The 18,559-nt window shown below is 50.3% G+C and carries 17 protein-coding genes; 12 read left to right on the plus strand and 5 right to left on the minus strand.

Features of this window, described 5'->3' with window-relative positions; genetic code table 11:
* Nucleotides 1-471: 471 nt before the first annotated feature.
* The 6 genes from F0Q32_RS06480 to F0Q32_RS06505 all read left to right on the plus strand — a co-directional run bounded on the left by F0Q32_RS06480 (nt 472) and on the right by F0Q32_RS06505 (nt 7,594).
* Nucleotides 472-1,302, plus strand: coding sequence for a winged helix-turn-helix domain-containing protein (locus F0Q32_RS06480; RefSeq protein ID WP_149462433.1), 831 nt, complete (start codon nt 472-474; stop codon nt 1,300-1,302).
* 388 nt (nt 1,303-1,690) lie between these two features.
* Nucleotides 1,691-2,227: a fimbrial protein gene (locus tag F0Q32_RS06485; RefSeq protein WP_149462434.1), complete on the plus strand. Its 537-nt coding sequence runs from the start codon at nt 1,691-1,693 to the stop codon at nt 2,225-2,227.
* A 54-nt stretch (nt 2,228-2,281) separates the two neighbouring features.
* Nucleotides 2,282-3,040 carry a fimbria/pilus periplasmic chaperone gene (locus F0Q32_RS06490; protein ID WP_149462435.1) on the plus strand — a complete coding sequence of 253 codons (759 nt, stop codon included), beginning with the start codon at nt 2,282-2,284 and terminating at the stop codon, nt 3,038-3,040.
* Nucleotides 3,024-5,579 (plus strand): fimbrial outer membrane usher protein, encoded by a 2,556-nt coding sequence (locus F0Q32_RS06495; RefSeq protein WP_149462436.1) that lies wholly within the window; start codon nt 3,024-3,026, stop codon nt 5,577-5,579. Before F0Q32_RS06490 ends, F0Q32_RS06495 begins: the two co-directional genes overlap by 17 nt.
* A gap of 4 nt (nt 5,580-5,583) precedes the next feature.
* The gene (stbD, locus tag F0Q32_RS06500; RefSeq protein WP_149462437.1) at nt 5,584-6,909 is read left to right on the plus strand and encodes a fimbrial usher protein StbD; all 1,326 of its coding nucleotides are present in this window, start codon (nt 5,584-5,586) and stop codon (nt 6,907-6,909) included.
* Complete coding sequence (locus tag F0Q32_RS06505; RefSeq protein WP_149462438.1) at nt 6,875-7,594, plus strand: fimbrial assembly chaperone; 720 nt, start codon at nt 6,875-6,877, stop codon at nt 7,592-7,594. The genes stbD and F0Q32_RS06505 overlap by 35 nt, the downstream gene beginning before the upstream one ends.
* Nucleotides 7,595-7,628: 34 nt before the next feature.
* Here the strand turns inward: F0Q32_RS06505 and F0Q32_RS06510 are convergent, their stop codons facing one another.
* The 3 genes from F0Q32_RS06510 to F0Q32_RS06520 form a co-directional block, all read right to left on the minus strand.
* Nucleotides 7,629-8,546 (minus strand): ABC transporter substrate-binding protein, encoded by a 918-nt coding sequence (locus tag F0Q32_RS06510; protein WP_149462439.1) that lies wholly within the window; start codon nt 8,544-8,546, stop codon nt 7,629-7,631.
* Nucleotides 8,547-9,580: 1,034 nt separating this feature from the next.
* Complete coding sequence (locus tag F0Q32_RS06515) at nt 9,581-9,925, minus strand: hypothetical protein (RefSeq protein WP_097340018.1); 345 nt, start codon at nt 9,923-9,925, stop codon at nt 9,581-9,583.
* 137 nt (nt 9,926-10,062) lie between these two features.
* On the minus strand, nt 10,063-10,254 hold the full coding sequence (locus F0Q32_RS06520; protein ID WP_054622808.1) for a toxin-antitoxin system HicB family antitoxin: 192 nt from the start codon (nt 10,252-10,254) through the stop codon (nt 10,063-10,065).
* Nucleotides 10,255-10,392: 138 nt separating this feature from the next.
* Between F0Q32_RS06520 and F0Q32_RS06525 the strand changes: the two genes are divergently transcribed.
* From F0Q32_RS06525 to F0Q32_RS06550, 6 genes are all read left to right on the plus strand, one after another.
* Nucleotides 10,393-11,136 carry a hypothetical protein gene (locus tag F0Q32_RS06525; protein ID WP_255475161.1) on the plus strand — a complete coding sequence of 248 codons (744 nt, stop codon included), beginning with the start codon at nt 10,393-10,395 and terminating at the stop codon, nt 11,134-11,136.
* Nucleotides 11,133-11,423 carry a hypothetical protein gene (locus F0Q32_RS06530; RefSeq protein WP_054622810.1) on the plus strand — a complete coding sequence of 97 codons (291 nt, stop codon included), beginning with the start codon at nt 11,133-11,135 and terminating at the stop codon, nt 11,421-11,423. The genes F0Q32_RS06525 and F0Q32_RS06530 overlap by 4 nt, the downstream gene beginning before the upstream one ends.
* Nucleotides 11,424-11,662: 239 nt before the next feature.
* Nucleotides 11,663-12,013 carry a Mor transcription activator family protein gene (locus F0Q32_RS06535; RefSeq protein WP_149462440.1) on the plus strand — a complete coding sequence of 117 codons (351 nt, stop codon included), beginning with the start codon at nt 11,663-11,665 and terminating at the stop codon, nt 12,011-12,013.
* Nucleotides 12,014-12,061: 48 nt separating this feature from the next.
* On the plus strand, nt 12,062-12,676 hold the full coding sequence (locus F0Q32_RS06540; protein WP_149462441.1) for a hypothetical protein: 615 nt from the start codon (nt 12,062-12,064) through the stop codon (nt 12,674-12,676).
* 1 nt (nt 12,677) lies between these two features.
* Complete coding sequence (locus tag F0Q32_RS06545; RefSeq protein WP_149462442.1) at nt 12,678-13,271, plus strand: hypothetical protein; 594 nt, start codon at nt 12,678-12,680, stop codon at nt 13,269-13,271.
* A 31-nt stretch (nt 13,272-13,302) separates the two neighbouring features.
* On the plus strand, nt 13,303-15,789 hold the full coding sequence (locus F0Q32_RS06550; protein ID WP_149462443.1) for a phage tail tape measure protein: 2,487 nt from the start codon (nt 13,303-13,305) through the stop codon (nt 15,787-15,789).
* An 88-nt stretch (nt 15,790-15,877) separates the two neighbouring features.
* On the opposite strand, the gene F0Q32_RS06555 is transcribed toward F0Q32_RS06550, so the two are convergent.
* Together F0Q32_RS06555 and F0Q32_RS06560 are read right to left on the minus strand one after the other, a co-directional pair.
* A complete protein-coding gene (locus F0Q32_RS06555; protein WP_149462444.1) occupies nt 15,878-17,287 on the minus strand; it encodes a hypothetical protein in 1,410 nt (469 codons plus the stop codon).
* 24 nt (nt 17,288-17,311) lie between these two features.
* Entirely contained in the window at nt 17,312-18,508 is a 1,197-nt protein-coding gene (locus tag F0Q32_RS06560) for a DKNYY domain-containing protein (RefSeq protein WP_149462445.1), read from the minus strand.
* Between the last annotated feature and the right edge of the window lie 51 nt (nt 18,509-18,559).

Here is an 18,559-nt window from a genome sequence, read left to right on the forward strand (position 1 = left end):
CAATGATACAGATGTTCTCCCTTTGACTTCAAACTTGCCTCCCGATACTCCGCGTATGATGAGTTTTCAGTTTATACGCATTACCAGATTTAGCCTGGTCATTTTGTTTAATCTCTCCAGGGCGTAGTAGAAAAAATATGGCAAATCCACCTGACCCTGCGGTTTAATAATTTACAAAACTAAAAAATTAAACTCTTAATATTTATAGAAAAATCTTATTTACATAACCAATACCATTAAGTTTTCTTTTTTTTCCACACAAAAATGTTAATTTTTTCATGCAAACAGTAAATTTCGCCAACAAATGTTGCAGATATGATATTTTTGTCTATCTAACGAACTTACCGAAACTTAAGATACCAACCAGACACTTTACAATTTAAAATAAACAGCCAGACTTTTCACTGTTTTACTACCAGAAGGAGATGATTCTTCTTTGCATTAAGAGAAAACCTTTAATGAGTTCTGATTATGAGATTTTTATTTAACAAACAAGTTATCTTTGATGCAGATTCTGGAACATTATTTCTTGCAGAGACTCCCGAAGACGCGGTCCAAATATCTAATCCAACTAAGCGATTATTACTATTACTCACATGCCATCAAGGGGAAGTAATTAACCGCGAGATAATATTTAAAAAAGTCTGGGATGACTTTGGGATGGTTTCCAGTAATAACAACCTTAATCATTGCATCAGTAAACTACGTCGAATACTCCGTAACCTTGGTCTGGAAGATGAGGTCATCACGACTGTGCCTAAGATGGGCTTTATGTTCCATCAACAGGTCATGGTTGAACTGCTTCCCGAACCTGAGAAGAATACTCCCATTGAAATTTTCAATGATATTTCAATGAGTAAAAACAATGGCTCTCCGGCAGTACCGCCTGTCGCGGCAAAAACGCCCCTCTCGCCGGGGAAAATCCAAATCCTGTCCATCATTACGCTTTTCTGCGCAATACTTGCGCTTTGTATAACGCTCGCTGTCTGGTATCAGCATCGTCCGGAAGACCGTCGGGAAATTTACATCGGCGAAGCGGGAAACTGTGATGTTATGGTCTCCGTCCCTTTGCCGAATAACACCAATACAGAGAGTTTAAAAAAGGGCATTCTGAGTTATGCACAATCGTTAAACCCGCAATGTCGTAGCGACCAGTATGTATTGGTCATTAAGAGTAATACTTTCCGAGTATACAGTAACGATCTTTCCCGCCTGTATATGATGTTGTGCGGCTCGCTTCGTGAGAATAAAGCGGAAGTATGCTGGAGTCTGAACGAACCAAAACCTTCGCCCAGCCATTAATTTCCCCTAAGGGCAGTACACCTGGCTGCCCTTTTTTGTCTCAGATCAAATTCTCCACTTTTAAATCGAGAGTAGAAAGGCGATCTCTCCCCAAACAGGTCGTTATCACTGCCGATTTTACCTAAGTCACCTTTACTAACCAACAACATGACGCCTGACATTTTCAGCGTAAAAAACCATGCGCACGTACAAATACGCATTATTAACAGAATATTAATCTTAATACTTACCTGTTAATAGTTAATGATTACACAGCATAGGAAATATCTTAACCTTTGCGTACATGTTACTGCTGGTTTGCAACACCTCGTTTACCCGCGTTTAAAGCTACCCGCAGAAGCCATGGAACAAGCAATCAGGTCTACTCAGGATTAACAGGAAACGCATCATGTTGAAAAAATGTTACTTAGCTATGCTGTCAGGCTCTCTGCTGGTATCCGCCAACGCAATGGCTCTTTCAGATAACACCATCACTTTCCAGGGCGAAGTTACGGACGAAACCTGTTCCGTGGCCATTAACGGTAACCAGGCGACGCCCGTTGTCCTGCTGCCCACAGTGAGCAGCAGCGATCTGGCCGCGAGCGGTGATACCGCAGGCCCGGTGACCTTTGATATTGGCCTTACCGGTTGCACCGGCGACACCACAAACGCCACCAAAATTTCCACCGTGTTCGTCGGAAATCAGGTGACCACTAACGGTAATCTGGGCAATACCGGCACCGCCGCCAATGTTGAAGTCCAAATTCTGGACACCAAAGGCACCGAAATTAACCTGACCAACGGATTCACTGGCACCGGAGACCTCACGCTAGCGGCGGGTGAGAAAGAGGCGTCTGCAACCTATACCGCGCAGTACTACGCAAGCGGTAAAGCGACCGCAGGTACCGTTGAATCGACCATGCAATACGCCGTCTCTTATCAATAACTTTCTTTTCAGGGCGCAGCCCGTGCTGTGCCTTTTTTTTGACGGAAGGAATCCATGACTTCAATGCGCGTCTTTCATCGCAATTTGCTGTGGCTATTAGCCATTAGCGTGATCGGTATTGCTACTGCACACGCCAGCGTCACCATGTTAGGTAGTCGCATTATTTACAATGCGAAGGCTTCCTCCGTAGACGTTCAACTGAAAAACAATGACACCTACCCCTACGTTGTACAGACGTGGTTTGATGAAGGTAATGTCGATGCTAACCCGCAGAATAGCCATGCGGTTCCCTTTTTATCGACGCCTCCGGTTTTCCGCATTCAGGCGAAAGCAGGACAAATTGTGCGCATTGTCTACAACGGCGCGAAACCCCTGCCGAAGGACAGAGAATCCGTTTTCTGGTTCAACTTCTTACAGGTTCCTCCGAGTAACGTTGCGGGCGATCAAAAGCAAAACAAAATGCTGATCATGCTACGTACCCGGGTGAAGCTGTTTTATCGCCCGGAAGGTCTCTCCGCGCCGGGAGATATCACCAAAAGCCTGCAAGTTTCGGCCGTACGCGATGGTCATAAAGGCGTAGGAATTCAGGTAAAAAATACATCATCCTGGTTTGCATCACTCTCCAATATGACCGTCGAAGCAGGCGGCAGCAAAATTCCGGTTAACGTGGATATGGTTTCGCCCTTCTCCAGTGAAACCTTTTGGCTGAACGGTAAAAGCGCACCGTTGCCGGGTCGGGGCAACGTCATCCTTACGGCGATTAATGATCAGGGCGCCAGGATCAGTGAGCACTACGATGTCACGTACCCCTGATTTTCCCTTAAAGCGGCTTACCTCGCTGATTGCCTTGATTGTTGCAGGAGCAGCACAAGCTGATGATTACTATTTTGATCCGGCCCTGTTTCAGGGGTCGGCATACGGTCAAAATATCGGCCAGTTTAACCAGCAGCATATTTCCCCAGGGAACTACCTGGCAGATGTTTATGTGAACAACACGCTGGTGAAAACAGGGGTCAAAGTGACCTTTGAAGATAAAGGTACCGACAGTGCACCGGAACCCTGTCTGACGGCTTCATTGATGAAAAGCGCACAGCTTAAGACCGTGTCGGAAGACGACGAGCCCACAACCTGCAAACCCTTTACCGTCTGGGTGCCAGACGGTAGCTGGCAGTTCGAGTCGTCCACTCTACGGTTACAGCTCGCCATTCCCATGACCGAACTGGTGCGCAATCCGCGCGGCTATATCTCGCCAGAAGAGTGGGATAGTGGCGCAACAGCGATATTTTTACGCCACAACACCAGCTATACGGTTAATGAAAATACCGACAGTCACTACCGCTATCAATATTTGTGGAGCGGGGTTAACGCGGGTACCAACCTGGGCCTGTGGCAATTACGCCATCAGGGCAATTTGCGCTATGTCGATAATAACCAAACCGGCAGCGCTTATCGCTATAACAGCGTGCGTACCTGGGTTCAACGCCCGATTGAGCAGCTTGAAAGCATCATGACACTTGGCGATAGCTATACCGACAGCAGCCTCTTCGGCAGTCTGTCATTTAATGGTATCAAGATTGCCACCGACGAAAGAATGTGGCCACAGGGCAAACGTGGCTATGCGCCAGAAGTACGGGGAGTTGCAGGGAGCAGCGCGCGAGTCATCGTCAGCCAGTTGGGCAAAACTATCTATGAAACAAACGTTCCGCCTGGTGCGTTTGTCATTAACGATCTCTATAACACCCGAAACCAGGGGGATCTGCAGGTTGAAGTCGTTGAAGCCAACGGTAAAACATCGACCTTCACGGTGCCCTACTCTGCCGTGCCCGACTCGGTCCGCCCCGGAAACTGGCACTATTCCCTCTCGATGGGACGCGTGCGTCAGTATTACAGCGTTAATAACAACTTTCTTGAAGGCACGCTGCAACACGGCATCAATAACAACTTTACGCTCAACGCCGGGGCGCGTATCGCTAAAGAGTATCAGGCATGGCTGGCTGGTGGCGTGTGGGCAACCGACCTCGGCGCATTTGGCATGAACGCTACGTGGTCAAATGCGCAGGTTGAAAATGGCGACCGTCAGCAAGGCTGGCGTAGCGAGTTGAGCTACAGTAAAACGTTTTCGTCCGGCACGAATCTGGTGCTGGCGGCATACCGCTATTCCACCAGCGGGTTTCGCGATCTCCAGGATGTGCTGGGCGTTCGCCGGGAAAACAAAAGTGGTGAAGATTACTACTCAGATACGTTGCATCAGCGCAACCGACTGTCAGCGACAGTAAGCCAGCCCTTATGGGGTTTTGGCACGCTGAACATGAGCGCCAGCACAGCGGATTATTACAATAATCAGTCGCGCATTACGCAGTTGCAGCTTGGCTACAGTAATCAATGGCAGCGTATCAGCTACGGCTTCAACGTTGCGCGCCAGCGCACATCATGGGACTACGGGCGTTTTTATAGCAGCGTAAACGATCCCGACGATGACAGCAGCCGTCAAAAGTATACCGAAACCACCGTCTCGATGACTGTTTCCATCCCGCTCGATTGGGGGCAAAGCCGTTCGTCTGTCGCCATGAACTATAACCAGACGCGCCAAAGCCGCTCTTCCACCGTCTCGATGACCGGCTCCGCAGGAGAAGGGGGTGATTTCTCCTGGTCCATGTATGGCGGATATGAGCGCTATCGCGATGGCAGCACCGACAGTTCCGCAACGTTCGGTGCCGGTGTTCAGGAAAATACCCGCATCGGTGCGCTGCGGGCCAATTATGACCAGGGAAATAACTACCGTCAGACCGGGCTGGGTGCCTCGGGTACGATCGTTCTGCATCCTGGCGGCGTGACACTCGGGCCGTACACCAGCGATACTTTTGCGCTTATCCATGCGGATGGCGCGCAGGGTGCCCGCGTACAGAACGGCCAGGGCGCAGTGGTCGACAGCTTCGGCTACGCCATTCTGCCTTCACTGGCACCGTATCGTGTTAATAACGTGAGCCTCGATACACAGCAAATGACTGCGGATGCCGAGCTTACCGGCGGTAGCCAGCGCGTAGTGCCCTATTCCGGTGCTATCGCGCGGGTGAATTTCAATACTCTGAAAGGAAAAGCGGTGTTGATAAACCTCAATACAGGCAACGGCGTTCTGCCGCCGATGGGGGCCGACGTACTTGATGGCGAAGGCACATTGATAGGCATGGTAGGCCAGGGCGGGCAAATTTACGCACGAATTCCGGTGGCTTCGGGTTCGCTGCTGGTGCGTTGGGGCGAGAATGCTCATCAGCGGTGCCACGTGACATATCAACTTCCCCCCGATGACGACAAGCAAATCATTACCTTAAATCAACGCTGCGAGAAGGAATAACATCATGCGCGCCTGGCTTCAAATTCTGAGCATCCTCGTTGGTATTCTCTTCAGTTCGTCGCTTTGGGCCACCTGCTACCGTGTGACCACTGCGAGTTCGCTTTCCGCAGCCGCCAAAAGTGCTGGCTATACGGCCGCTGACTGGATAGGGGCGTGCGATACCTGTAGCGGCAACGTGGGCCTTCCGGCAGTCATTAGCCTGAATAGCGGCACCAACTTTCAGCCTTCTGGCACACTGCTGGGTAGCGGTGTGGGGAGTTTCCTGACCGCCGCCACCAATAAGCCCTATACCGCCAATCAGATTCTGTTCCGCTGCGCCGTTGCGGATGCCGACAGTCTGTATGAGTTTTATGCTACCAACGGCGACTCAACTTATGCGGGGGCCTATACCACCTCTGAAGTGAGCGGCGCTTACTATGACTTCGTGAAGAACGTTGCTGTTCGCATGACCAACCTGACTACCGGTGAGTATTACAGCCGATACTGGAAATCGCGCAAATTTACCGCCAGCGACTGGTACAACGACGGAACCTATATATACATCCCGGCCAGCGCGTTCAGTAACGTGCTTTATGAGATGTTTAAAATCACCTCAACCACCTACGGTTACGAAGGCTCAAAGCGCTACGTCGATACGTATACCCAACCACGGGGTTATATCGCCTTTAAAGGGCCAGGCATCTCCCCTGCACTGGCCGACGGCGCGGATAGTCTCTCCAACTATTCAGGATGGTATACCGGTTGGCCGGGCGCATGGGGCAGCTACGGCAGCGTCACCTATATTCGCGGGGCGATTTGCCAGGTCAGTGATTATCCCGCGCGCGTGCCGTTACCGACGATAAGCGTCGCCGAGTTGCAGGCCGGAAACGTCAGTCAGGCGCCGTTCAGCGTTAGCCTGCAGTGTGAATCCGGCGCGATATCAAGTACCAGCGCCTCAACTGCCAGCGCCGCCAACGTAGCCATGGGCTTTCTGGTCAATCAGCCCGCCGCGGTGGCTGCCGCGCGAACGCTGAAGCTGGTGACCTCCGGCGGTGGCCTGACATGGCTACTGGATACGCAGTACGGCAGTAAAGGGGTCGCTTCAGGCGTGGGTATTAAGATTTATAACAGCAACGGCGCGCCGCTGAATCTGTTGCCGGATCAATCCAGTATGGGCACAGGAAATACGCGGGGCTGGTATGCCTATAAAGATCTGACCACGCTGGTTTCCTCGGACACCGTGACAACTTATACGGGCGATTTCACTGCCTCTCTTGAAGCCATTAGCGGTCAAACAGTGACCGCAGGAACAGTCAATGCGCAATTACAGGTGGTGGTCAGTTTTCAGTAAGGTGGCGTTAATGCTGGTATTTTCGGCTCAGGTGAGCGCCGCAGTTAACGTTGATCGCACACGGCTCGTATTTGGCGCTGGCGATGTCGCCCGCTCGTTGAACCTGTCTAATGATGGGGCGATACCGATGGTGATTCAGGTATGGGCGGACGATGGCAATCCTGCCAGCACGCCGGATGTGAACCCTACGCCGGTGGTGATCATTCCTCCGGTCTTTAAGATGCTCCCGGGCGAGCTTCGGTCTTTAAAACTGATGCTCGCCTCTCGCCAGGGACTGGCTGAGGACAGGGAAACACTTTTCTGGCTCAACATATACCAGATTGCCCCCGATAACGTGGCAAGCGGCCGCGAAGGGCAAAAAGTGATTTTGCCGCTACGATTGCGCATGAAGATATTCGTTCGCCCGGCGGGCTTGCAGCCGCCAGAGGAAAAAGATGAACGCGGGCTGCGCTTTAGCGTGAGCCCAGAGACGTTGCGGGTGGCGAACCCTTCCCCCTGGTTTATGAGCTTATCGCTTCATCTTCCAGGCCAGCAGAAACCGACCAGTATGATGATTGCGCCTCACGGCGAAGAACAGATAAGCCGGCCTGCTTCCCTCCATTCAGGAAGTCGTCTGGTTTATGATGTGATTACCGATGACGGCAACTATCGCCGCTATCAGGCAAACCTTACCACAGGCGGGTAAACGTTCAGGGCGTCATCACAGACGCCCTGGAATGTTATTTCACCAGCCCCTTCTCTTTCAGGTAGTCCGCCGCCACTTTTTTAGCATCGACGCCTTCTACCGCAATGCGGGCATTAAGCTGCTGAAGGGTTTTCTCATCCAGGCTGTCGAATACCGGTTTCAACCAGTTTTCCAGCTGCGGATATTCCTTCAGCACCGCTTCGCGCACCACCGGTGCTGGCGCATAAATCGGCTGCACACCTTTCGGATCGCTCAGGGTAACTAATCCCAGCGCAGCGACCGGGCCATCGGTGCCGTAGGCCATCGCCGCATTCACGCCGGAGGTTTGTTGGGCCGCGGCTTTAATCGTTACCGCCGTATCGCCGCCCGCCAGTGACAACAACTGTGGCTGGTTAAGTTTAAACGCGTAGGCTTTCTCAAAGGCCGGAAGCGCATCCGGGCGCTCGATAAACTCAGCGGACGCCGCAAGCTTAAAGCTTCCGCCCGTTTTCAGATAGCGGCTGAGGTCATCCAGTGAGGTGAGTTTGTTTTTATCCGCGAGATCCTGACGCACGGCAATGGTCCAGGTATTGTTGGCAGGCGCAGGCGTCAGCCAGATAAGATGATTTTTCTCAGCGTCGAGCTTTTTGACTTTCTCGTAGCCCTGCCCGGCATTTTTCCATGCCGCATCGTTTTCATCTTTAAAGAAGAAGGCGCCATTGCCGGTATATTCCGGGTAGATATCCAGCTCGCCGGAAGTGATCGCGCCGCGCACAACCGGCGTGGTGCCAAGCTGCACTTTGTTGACCGTTTTAACGTCGTGGCTTTCCAGCACCTGCAAAATGATGTTACCGAGCAGCGCCCCTTCGGTATCAATTTTCGAGCCGACTTTTACCGGAGACGCCGCCTGAAGCGGCAGGCTCACGGCTGCCAGAAATGCCAGTGAACCTGCCCAGAGCTTGACGTGAGACATGATACTTTCCTCATTCTTTTACTGTTGTTTTCAGAGAATTAAGGAAAAAGCATAGTTGATAAAAATCATCTTTACCGAAAGATTCAGAAACGGCTACTTGATTAGACGTGAGATAAATACAGGGTATCTGTGAGATAATTATGGGACGTTAGGGGAACACGAGGGATTTCATGGGAGGGTTTTCTGTAAAAACGTTTCAATATTTGGAACTCGCGCCGAACCGAAAAAAAGTTAGCCGGGCGAGTCTCAAATAATCAGAAATGTTAAAGGCCACCGGGGGTGAGCCGGTGGCCTTACTTACGTTTCCTGACTGCTTACGGTAAGCAGGCCAGAATCAGCTCAATAAAGGCGACAATTGCCTTAAGAGCGATGACAGCGATTTGAAGAAATCCCTTCATCCGTTTGCTCCACTACAGGAGCGCGGCATCACCATTAAAGCCCTTCCACTGCCTGGTTAACGGTGTTGCATTGTTAGTGGATGCGTGACGCGCTCTGGTTGAGGCACTGGAGCGGCACCACCCGTAATCCAGCCAGGGCTTGAACACGTTTCACATGCCTGCGTTATGTCAGAACGGGACACCCACTAACGCTGTGATTATAAAGGCATCAGCAGTGTATTCAAAGGACTGGAGTAAATAACGGACAAAAAAAAGCCCGACTGGTGAGGTCAGGCTTTTTTCTTTGGGTGCTTAAGGTGATGAATCTCTGTTCAAGGTAATGAGCCTCAACCAGAGCGCGTCACGCATCCACTAACAGGGATAAGTGTACTAACTTGGAACAGATGATGCAAACTTCATTAGCTTATTTAAGCCTCAGTAAGCATCTGAAAGCCTCATACCATCCAGTGAAGCGGATTTTAGTTCCGTGCTTCTCAAAGGCGCAGACGTCTGCGCCTTTGGGGATGATTCCCAGCGCTGGGACATTTGTGATTCGATACCATCAATCAAATGCGGTATTGGCAAATCTGCCAACGTTGGCAGATCTAGAGCCACAGAACCGCTCAGCGCTGAGCGGTATACAATCCATTGATTTAATTACTTTCTCAGATAATTTTCCCAATCAGGGAAAATGGTGGTCACATCAAGCTTTTTCTTTTCGTATCTTGGCCCTCTTTTCTCTAGAATTTCATTTAATTCTTTCGGCATAATTATTTCTAAAATGGCATTTTGTATGTGCTGGCTAAGGTTCTTAGATGGGAGTTTTTCTGCGTTATCTTGCACATATTTACGAATCTGAGACTTAGCTTGGTCATACTGCTCTTTAGGTTTTGAGTGCAGTTTGGGTCTTTGTTCAACCAACCATGCACCAAGATAGTCGAAGAGCAAGTCATCTATCGATATGGTTGTTTTTTTGCCATTAAGGGTAACATGTATACGCATAAACTAGCCTCAAAGTGATAACATTTTATCATGTGCCGATGTGCTGTGAATGATAAATATTTATCGCTATGATGTCGAATACAAGTGATAAATATTTATCAAAAATACATTAACTTATTGTTTTTTAGTAACTAAATTTAAGCCTTTGGGTCAATTCCGTTGCGCTTAAGCTCTGCTCTCCCAAGCTCTTTGAGCCAATTCCCTAAGCTAACACCTTCTTTTTTTGCTTGTGATTCAAACTGTTCTTTCAGTTCTGGTGAAATCCTGACATTGAACATCGGGGCTTTACCTGCCCCTTTAGGGCTTTTATCTCGCAAGATAGTTGACATGTATAGACCTATAGCTTAGTGTTTGCTTATTAGGTCTATACCTTAACACAGGGAAAGGTCTAGAGAAACGGCCATAACAAATGTTGCGAGCACTTGCTATGGCCTAACCAGTAAACCGTTATGCGTAGGATAACAGTCATGGCTAATGATAAGTCTAACGATTCATTTGGAACAAACCAAGAAAGTGTTTTATCTGCGGTGGTCAGTGGCGTGATTCACAGTTCTCACGCTAAAACGACATCGGAGGCCGAAGGTTTGGTTTCTTTGGGAAAGAAAATATTTGCCTGTAAAGAGGAACTGCAACATGGTGAGTTTACGAACTTTCTTCACAGATGGCGCATAAACTTGCCCGATGCACGTAAAGCGATGCGTATCGCTCATGTGTTCGGCGGTGACACACCACGAGCCGCAATCGCCAAAACAGATATCGGCAAAACGAAGTTAAACCTGCTTGCCCGGCTGGATGAAGTGACACTGGATCTCCTTGCCAGTGGTGGGGCATATAACGACCACACGCTTGATGATATTCTTCGCATGAGCGCCAGAGAGTTGCAGCGCGTAATTCAATCTGGTGAGGATATTATTTGCGAAAGAACGCTAACCAATAAAGAGGATATCCCATCTTTGCCTGTTGAGGACGAGTTAGATAAAAAGGCAGGAATAAAACAATCAGGCCAAATCGAAGGAAATAAAAAGCAATATTGCCGCGAGTTACTCAAAGTGGCATTGCGTTATTCAGACGAAACCGAACTTAACGCAATAACAAAATTTATTGAACATATGATTGCCTGTGCTCTGGCTGATAAATACAACCCCGGACTGAATGCTGCCAGTTATGAAGTTTATAATAAATTCGCTATTAGCCGGAGGGCTGCACAATGAAACAGGCTGAAACTCAAAATACTTTCCGTGCGATGCCGTCATTTTCGCAAGGTGCCTCTGATGATATTATGTTTTTAAAGACTGATGCTAATCAGGAGTTAATTTACGACTCTGCCACCTACAGACTTGATGCAGTTCGTAAGCTACTTGATTTTGCGTCAACATTAGGTACGGATAAATCATGTGCATCCTCTGATGTTTCTATGGTTACGGATGCTGCTGGCATACTGGTTACTGATGCAATGGCGCTACTTGATGGATTGAGGAAAGACAGACGGCCTCAATAATCTGGCGTAATCCCGCAAAGCCCCTCCTCTGAGGGGCTTCTTCATATCTAAAGTACATTAAAAAACATCCCCGCCCACACCCGATATTATTAACTGACTTTAACAAGGTGCTGTAACGCTTTCTAAGCCGTCAGGCTGGTTTGCTGCGGTCAAGGTTAGCCTTTACCGCCAGTCGCACGCTGTAAAGCTTTATAAAGCCTTTCCTGAGTGAATTACTGACATTGCAACGGGTGATAATCATGACGAACAAAAGAAAAATGCGTCAGTCTGCCGAAGTGCTTAGTGATATGGCAACGCACATTGCCTGCCGTCTTACCATGTACGGCGTCGATAAGGGCCAGTCTGAATCTATTGCTGTAGACATCATGGCTTACCTGTCAGATGTGTATGGCGGGCTTAATATGTATTTCCCAAAAGGAACAAAAGACCTCAATGAAGAAAAGTATGATCTGGTTTTCGCAGACTTTAATGAAGGTATTCCCATCGCTGAAATTGCGAAAAAATACGGATATTCCCTGCAATGGATTTACAACATTATCGCCCAAAAACGCCGTGAATACAGAAACAGCCTGAAATACAGTGCCGCCTGACACTGGGCGACACAACACTGTTTACACATCACAACTGAGTACAGGTAAATGACAAATCTCAACGTAGGCAACTGGAAAACTATCGAGATATTCCGGGCGGGAACGCATACCGCGATGGCGGGACAGGAAATCAGCTTTTCCGACGAGGATATTGACAACATGGCAGCGGCCTATAACGGTTATCATCGCACGGGTTACGGTGCGCCTCTGTGTCTGGGGCATCCGGCCAGTAACAGCCCTGCTTATGGTGAAACCACTGGGCTGATAAGTAAAAACGGCAGGCTATTCGCGCTGGTCAAGCCCGATGATACCTTGCTGGGGCTGGTTCGCTCAGGACGTTACAGGAAAGTGTCAGCGTCATTCTATAAACCCGGCGAGACCAGCAACCCGGCAGGAACCGGAGCCTGGTATCTCCGTCATATCGGTTTTCTCGGCTCACAGCCGCCAGCTATTAAGGGACTGGAGCAGGTGGAGTTTATGGAAAGCTGTTATCCGGTCTGTTTTGGTCACAATGAATCACACGTTTATTTTTCAGAGTTCGACGGCATAGCCGACAGCCAGAGGGCAGCGCAGCACCTTTTAATAAAGGATGTGAGCGAAGCCTGCAACGTCTCCTATTCCGAAGCGCTCACCCTCACCACACCTTTTATCTGGAGTTATTAAAATGAAACCTGTTATTTCCCTCATTGAAGCACTGAACGCCGTTAAAAATAACCTTGCCTCCCTGAATGAGCGGAAAGAAAAGCTCTCTCGTCGCATTGGTGATATTAATGGCGAAATAACCGCATTACAGGATATGCCGTTATCACTTAATGATTACTGTTCCTTTATTCCTGAATATATTGAGCGATTCGGGCAGGAAGAATACCGGTCATTCAAGCATGCTCTTTGCAACGGTTCCGGCAGTGAAGGAAACGCCGAACGCTGGGGTAATCTTGAGAGTGAGAACGGCGATATTTCCGGCCTGTTCCGTCTGGTGGGGCTGGGTGGAAACATCTCCCCGGCTGATACCGGGATGGCGGTTATGCGCAAGCTCTGCTTTTTCTTCCCGGATGTGGTCGCCAACCGACTGACCGAAGCACTTGAGAAGGATAAAAGCGTGGCATGGGGTAATGACAAACTTCCCTCACTGGCAGAGCGCCGTAAGACCGTGGCGGCACTGGTCAGCGAACGCACCGGGCTTGAAAGTGAACTGGCAGCCGTCAGCGAAGAAATTGCCGGGATTACCGGAATCAGCGGCCTGTCCCTGACTGAATGACGCCCACCGAACCACTCAACCGGAGTGAACCATGAACAATAATTTTTCTGTTGGTGTGATGATTGGCGGTATTGTCGGGAGTAGCTTCCGTTCCGCCGTCAGCGGCACACGGCGGGCGCTGGATTCTCTCGGCGACACGTCACGCCGACTGGCGGAGCAGCAAAGCAGCCTGTCACGCGCCATGCAGCGTTACGGTCAGGTGGGTTCTGGCGTGGCTTCGCGCCTGAACAATGACCTGCAACGGGTCGGCAGAACGCTGGAACAACTAAACCGCCAGCAGTCCCGCCTGTCGGCAGCGTCTGCCACAACCGATGCCCTGAGAGCCAACCGGATGGCGCTTTATGGTCAGGGGGTTGAGACGTGGGCGCAGGCCAAAGCCGCTTACAGCCTCGTTTCCCCGGCGATTCAGCAGTCAGCCTCGTTCGACGACAAGATGATTGATATGTCAATCACGGCGAAATATGACGATAAAACCCGCGCCAGTCTGGGGCAGCAAATCCGTGACTGGTCGCTCAAGTACAACCAGTACCAGAGCGACTTACAGGAGGCTGTCGGCTCTCTTATCAGTGACAATATCGACAGCGTGTCCGAAATTGGCAGCTTCATGCCCAATATAGCCCGTGCCGCCACTGCCACCCGTACCACAGGGACGGAATGGGCGAAGGTTGCCGCCGTCTGGAAAAACTCAATGGATGGTAGCGCTAAGGAGTTTGCCAAAGTACAGAACATCATGGCCTTTGCAGGCGACCAGGGGTCTTTTGAAATACCTGACCAGGTGAAATGGATGCCATCTCTTGCCCCGATGATGCGCGGTATTGCCGAAGGTAAAGAGGCGATGGCGGAAATCGGAGCGAGTTTACAGATTGCCCGAATTGGTGCCGGGTCATCTGACGAGGCTGGTAACAACTTCCGTAACTTCCTCACCAAGATTTTTGCCCGCGACACGCAGAAACAGTTTGCCGATATCGGGATTGACCTTCAGGGGTCACTGATGGCTTATAAATCTGCTGGCGTCTCGCCCATTGAGGGCATGATAAGCGTCATGGGCAGGTATCTGGAGGCCAAAAGCCCGGAAGCGCTGGCAGGCTTCAAGAAAGCAATGAAAATCAAGGACGATAACTCCCGCGACCTTGCGTTACAGGAACTGGCAAAGAATTTCGGTCTGGGTGAGATGTTCGCTGATATGCAGGTCATGGCGTTTGTCCGTCCGATGCTCGCCAACATGGACAAATACCGCGAAATCAGGGCTGGCGCACTTAAGGCGGCAGATAAAGACCTGCTGGCCTCCTCCTACACGGAGCGACTGAAATCGCCGCTGGAGGCGACCAAAGCACTGATGGTCAGCACCCGCGAACTGTCCATTACCCTTGGCAGTCAACTGTCTCCCTCGTTCGTGTCAATGACGCAGCAACTGATTCCGCTGATTCATTCCACCGGGCAATGGATAGCGCAACATCCCGGCATTGTTCAGGGTGTGGCAAAAACCGTGGGCGTACTGCTGGGGCTGAAAATCGCCACTGTCGGGCTGAAACTCGGCCTGAATCTGCTGGTATCACCGTTCGCCGGGTTGTGGAAAAACGCCGTACTGCTGCGCACTAACTGGCTGTTGCTCAAAACCGCCCTGAGCGACGGCGGCAAGCTGCGCTGGCTGGCTACCGGATTCAGTACCGTGGCGAAGGGAGCCGGAATGCTGGGTAAAGCGCTGGCGGGAGGTCTGTTCAGGGGTGTAATGGTCGTCGCAAAAGCGTTTCTCTGGTTTGGTCGGGCGCTGTTAATGAACCCCATAGGCATTGCGATAACCATCATCGCCGGGGGCGCGTACCTGATTTACCGCAACTGGGGCGCGATAAGCCGATGGTTCTCGCAGCGATGGGAGGAAGTGAAAACTGCCTTTAATGGCGGCGTTCTCGGCGTGAGTAAGCTAATCCTGAACTGGTCGCCACTGGGGCTGTTCTACAAGGCGTTTGCGGGGGTCATGAAGTGGTTTAACATCGACCTTCCCGGCCAGTTTACAGAGTTTGGCGGTCATCTGATTGATGGACTGGTGAACGGTATCAAAAACAAGTGGGAGTCACTCAAAAGTACCGTCACCGAAATGGGTGACAGCGTCGGCGGCTGGTTCAAGGAAAAGCTGGGGATTCACTCCCCAAGTCGTGTATTTATGGGCTTCGGGTCGAATATCTCACAGGGTGCCGCTATCGGTCTCCAGAGGACTATCCCACTTGCAGCACTCGCAGGGCAGCGACTGGCAGAGGAAATGATACCGGAGGTTCCCCGCCTTCCTCCACCGGAGATTATGAGAGCAGGGTATTCGGGACAAGGAGCGGGAATTACAGCCAGAGGCACTAGAGGGGGAACATCTGGCGGCGGGATTAACGTAGTTAACCATATCTACATTGATGGCAAGAACAAGGCACCAGCGCCGGATGTGGCTAATGCGCTTAAGCTGTCCATTCCTGAACTGGAAAGAGCACTGGAAACTCTCCTTGCCCGTAAGCGCCGGGTTGCTTATGACTGATAATCTGTAATTCCTTTGCCGTATATGAAAAGCCGCACCGGGTCATTTATCTCACGGATTGCGGCTTTTTTATCGCGCGGTGGATCAGCTACTCACTGCTCAAGCCTTCCCCGTCAAGCTCACTGACCGGCGTAAAGTGATTATTCAGCCAATCATAATTACCTTCGACGGTGACTAAATCATGATTACCTTTACTGAGGTAGGCCGCATCCAGGTCACGCGTTTCCATACGCGCCATCTCTCCCATAGAGTCGGAGATAAAATAGAGATAGCGATCATCACGGGCGAAAGTATCGGAAGGTGTTCCGTCGGTTTTTTTCAGCCAGACCAGTGCGCCCACGGTATCAAAAGTCTGCACATCATCGAGTCCGACGAAATAGAGACGTTGGCCATATTGATTTAACCCCCTTTCCAGCTGCAGCTCGGGGTCGATAATTTTGGTCACAACCAGGGTTTTATCCAGCGGAGAGCGATACGTAAATTGATAGAGTGAATCCTTGTATTGCGCCGCGTTATCGTTCAGGCGTGTAAAATGCTCAGGGTCCACGCCCTCTAACGTTTCAATACGGCAGTCGTCGCCGCTGGTTGACGCGTCGCGCGTTATCCAGGTCACTTTATCTTTCTGTATATCAAAGGTATCGAGGCAATTTTTGCCGAAGGCATAACGATGGGTGCCGTTTTTATCGCGATAGATAAGCAGCGTACCCGGCATCCAGCGCACGATAGCGAAAGAATCAGGGTCGGTCGGCAGCGCTTTACCGTTAAGAAAAACCTGCGTTGGGGTGCGGAAAAGCGTATCCCACGGGCCGGGGTTATATCGCGTATCGCAGGTGGTACGGGGCCGTATCGGCCCGTTTTGCTCCCAGCTTTTTACGCCCAGGATGACGTAACCCTTGGCTGAGCTTATCCAGCGGCCTCGATAGTACAGATTATGACTATCTTTCAGCACATCGGCGTCATCCTGAGCCTCAGGGATCCCGCCAACGGACTGAAGTGAAGCAAAGTCCACCTGTTTCTCACCATGATTATCATCCGTGCGCTCACCATCAAAATAGAGGCTATCTTTGTCTGCGGCAAAGCGACCATAGGCACGAAACGTGGCAGCATCCACCTTCGGCGCATCCGGCGGGTTTTGCACAATTTTACCCGCCCATAAAATATGCTGCCCATCAGTTAGCCAGTCAAAACGCCAACCGCCATGCTTCAGCTCACGCGAATAGACCGAGGCCATAATAAAATCGTTATTAATCTTTTTAGGTGAATCAAATCTATGAATAATTACATCAGGTACCCGCCGCAACTGACTGAATGTTACCTGCGGTAAGAGGATATCCGGGAAATGAATATTGTAATCATCCCGACTTTCTCCCACGACATATTTCGTTCCATTACCCGATTTTTGATAGAGGAAAGCTGAATATGAAACACCGGAACAGGCCTGCGCCACACCTGGGATTAGCATCATCAGTGAGGTAAGGTAAAGGCACTTTCTTAACATGACATCATCCTGATTTTACGGGTGTTAACGAGAGCTTTTAATAAGTAACTCAATCTCTTCATTGGTAATATTCCGCAGTGGTATCCATTGACCTGATGTTGGAATGTATTGTTGTAAAAGCCCTTCGCCATCGCGCGCACCAAGGGGTTGACGAAATAACTGCCCATCTGCATTTAGAAAAACACGAAGATCAAAACGTTCCTCCGGAGTAATATACTCATTTTTAATCTCAGCAAACTCTTTCGGGCTAACAATGCTCAGTTTCGCATCCGGTTCCAGTGAACTAAATTTCACCAGATAGACACGATCTTTATAAATTCCCACGCGCTCATTCAGCCGATAAAAATATTCCGGGTCGACGCCCTCCAGCGTCTCGACCACGCAGTCATGGCGAGTACCAACGGTAGAGCGGCGTTTAAGCCAGGTCACGCTATCCGAGCGAATATCAAATACCCGGCAGTTTTTCTCTTCATCGCCGATGGTATATTCATGCTCGCCGTTTTTATCGCGATAAATCAGCAGAGAACCGGGCATCCAGCGCACCACCTGAAAAGTGTCCGCATCCGTATTGATAGGTATACCATTAACGAAAACCTGGGTTGCCGTGCGGGCAAGAGAATCGTTCACGTCGCGATGCCGTGCCGGATCGTACAGTAAAGAGCCCTGTTCAGCATCGTCGCGCCACGCCAGTACTTCGAATCCCGTTGCGTCTGCGAGCCAGCGCCCCATAAAGTAGAGATTATTTTTGTCTTTTAGTAGCCCGTAAATCTCCGTGGCTTCAAGCGTCGCCATATCGACACGCTTATAGCCGAGATTGTTGTCAGTGCGCTCGCCGTTAAAATAGAGCGACTTTCTATCCGCCGCAAACTCACCGAAGGCCTGAAACGTAGCCGCGTCAACCCGTGGCGTATTTTCCGCGTTACGGAGTATCTTTCCGGCCCACAATACATAGTGGCCATCGCTGACATAGGCGTGCTCGCAGCTCTCTTCGCAATACCAGTAATCCGGGTTAATTTTTACCAGAGGAGCTTTGTTTTCCGGGCGGGATAAATCGGCAATACGGCTTAGCCGAACATAATTGACGTCGGGCAAATGAGAGCGCACATCACCGTCATAAAGATAAACGGTTTCGCCATCCTTTAACTGATACTCGTATTCTGCGGCGCTGGCCAAGGTTGCCAGTAAGCACATCCCCGCGAATAACCATCCTTGTCTGAACATAGCTGCCCTTATCCTGTCGTTCCTGATGCGGATATATAGGCGCAACGTTGT

This window comes from Pseudocitrobacter sp. 73 (genome assembly GCF_008369545.1).
Classification (GTDB): Bacteria; Pseudomonadota; Gammaproteobacteria; order Enterobacterales; family Enterobacteriaceae; genus Pseudocitrobacter; species Pseudocitrobacter vendiensis.

Bases quoted from the DNA above. Each gene is read 5' to 3' on its own strand.
- F0Q32_RS06490 (WP_149462435.1), top strand. From the start codon at position 2,282: ATGACTTCAATGCGCGTCTTTCATCGCAATTTGCTGTGGCTATTAGCC.
- F0Q32_RS06480 (WP_149462433.1), top strand. From the start codon at position 472: ATGAGATTTTTATTTAACAAACAAGTTATCTTTGATGCAGATTCTGGA.
- F0Q32_RS06515 (WP_097340018.1), bottom strand. From the start codon at position 9,925: ATGCGTATACATGTTACCCTTAATGGCAAAAAAACAACCATATCGATA.
- F0Q32_RS06545 (WP_149462442.1), top strand. From the start codon at position 12,678: ATGAAACCTGTTATTTCCCTCATTGAAGCACTGAACGCCGTTAAAAAT.
- F0Q32_RS06520 (WP_054622808.1), bottom strand. From the start codon at position 10,254: ATGTCAACTATCTTGCGAGATAAAAGCCCTAAAGGGGCAGGTAAAGCC.
- F0Q32_RS06525 (WP_255475161.1), top strand. From the start codon at position 10,393: ATGGCTAATGATAAGTCTAACGATTCATTTGGAACAAACCAAGAAAGT.
- F0Q32_RS06540 (WP_149462441.1), top strand. From the start codon at position 12,062: ATGACAAATCTCAACGTAGGCAACTGGAAAACTATCGAGATATTCCGG.
- F0Q32_RS06510 (WP_149462439.1), bottom strand. From the start codon at position 8,546: ATGTCTCACGTCAAGCTCTGGGCAGGTTCACTGGCATTTCTGGCAGCC.
- F0Q32_RS06535 (WP_149462440.1), top strand. From the start codon at position 11,663: ATGACGAACAAAAGAAAAATGCGTCAGTCTGCCGAAGTGCTTAGTGAT.
- F0Q32_RS06560 (WP_149462445.1), bottom strand. From the start codon at position 18,508: ATGTTCAGACAAGGATGGTTATTCGCGGGGATGTGCTTACTGGCAACC.
- F0Q32_RS06495 (WP_149462436.1), top strand. From the start codon at position 3,024: ATGTCACGTACCCCTGATTTTCCCTTAAAGCGGCTTACCTCGCTGATT.
- stbD (WP_149462437.1), top strand. From the start codon at position 5,584: ATGCGCGCCTGGCTTCAAATTCTGAGCATCCTCGTTGGTATTCTCTTC.
- F0Q32_RS06485 (WP_149462434.1), top strand. From the start codon at position 1,691: ATGTTGAAAAAATGTTACTTAGCTATGCTGTCAGGCTCTCTGCTGGTA.
- F0Q32_RS06550 (WP_149462443.1), top strand. From the start codon at position 13,303: ATGAACAATAATTTTTCTGTTGGTGTGATGATTGGCGGTATTGTCGGG.
- F0Q32_RS06505 (WP_149462438.1), top strand. From the start codon at position 6,875: ATGCGCAATTACAGGTGGTGGTCAGTTTTCAGTAAGGTGGCGTTAATG.
- F0Q32_RS06530 (WP_054622810.1), top strand. From the start codon at position 11,133: ATGAAACAGGCTGAAACTCAAAATACTTTCCGTGCGATGCCGTCATTT.
- F0Q32_RS06555 (WP_149462444.1), bottom strand. From the start codon at position 17,287: ATGTTAAGAAAGTGCCTTTACCTTACCTCACTGATGATGCTAATCCCA.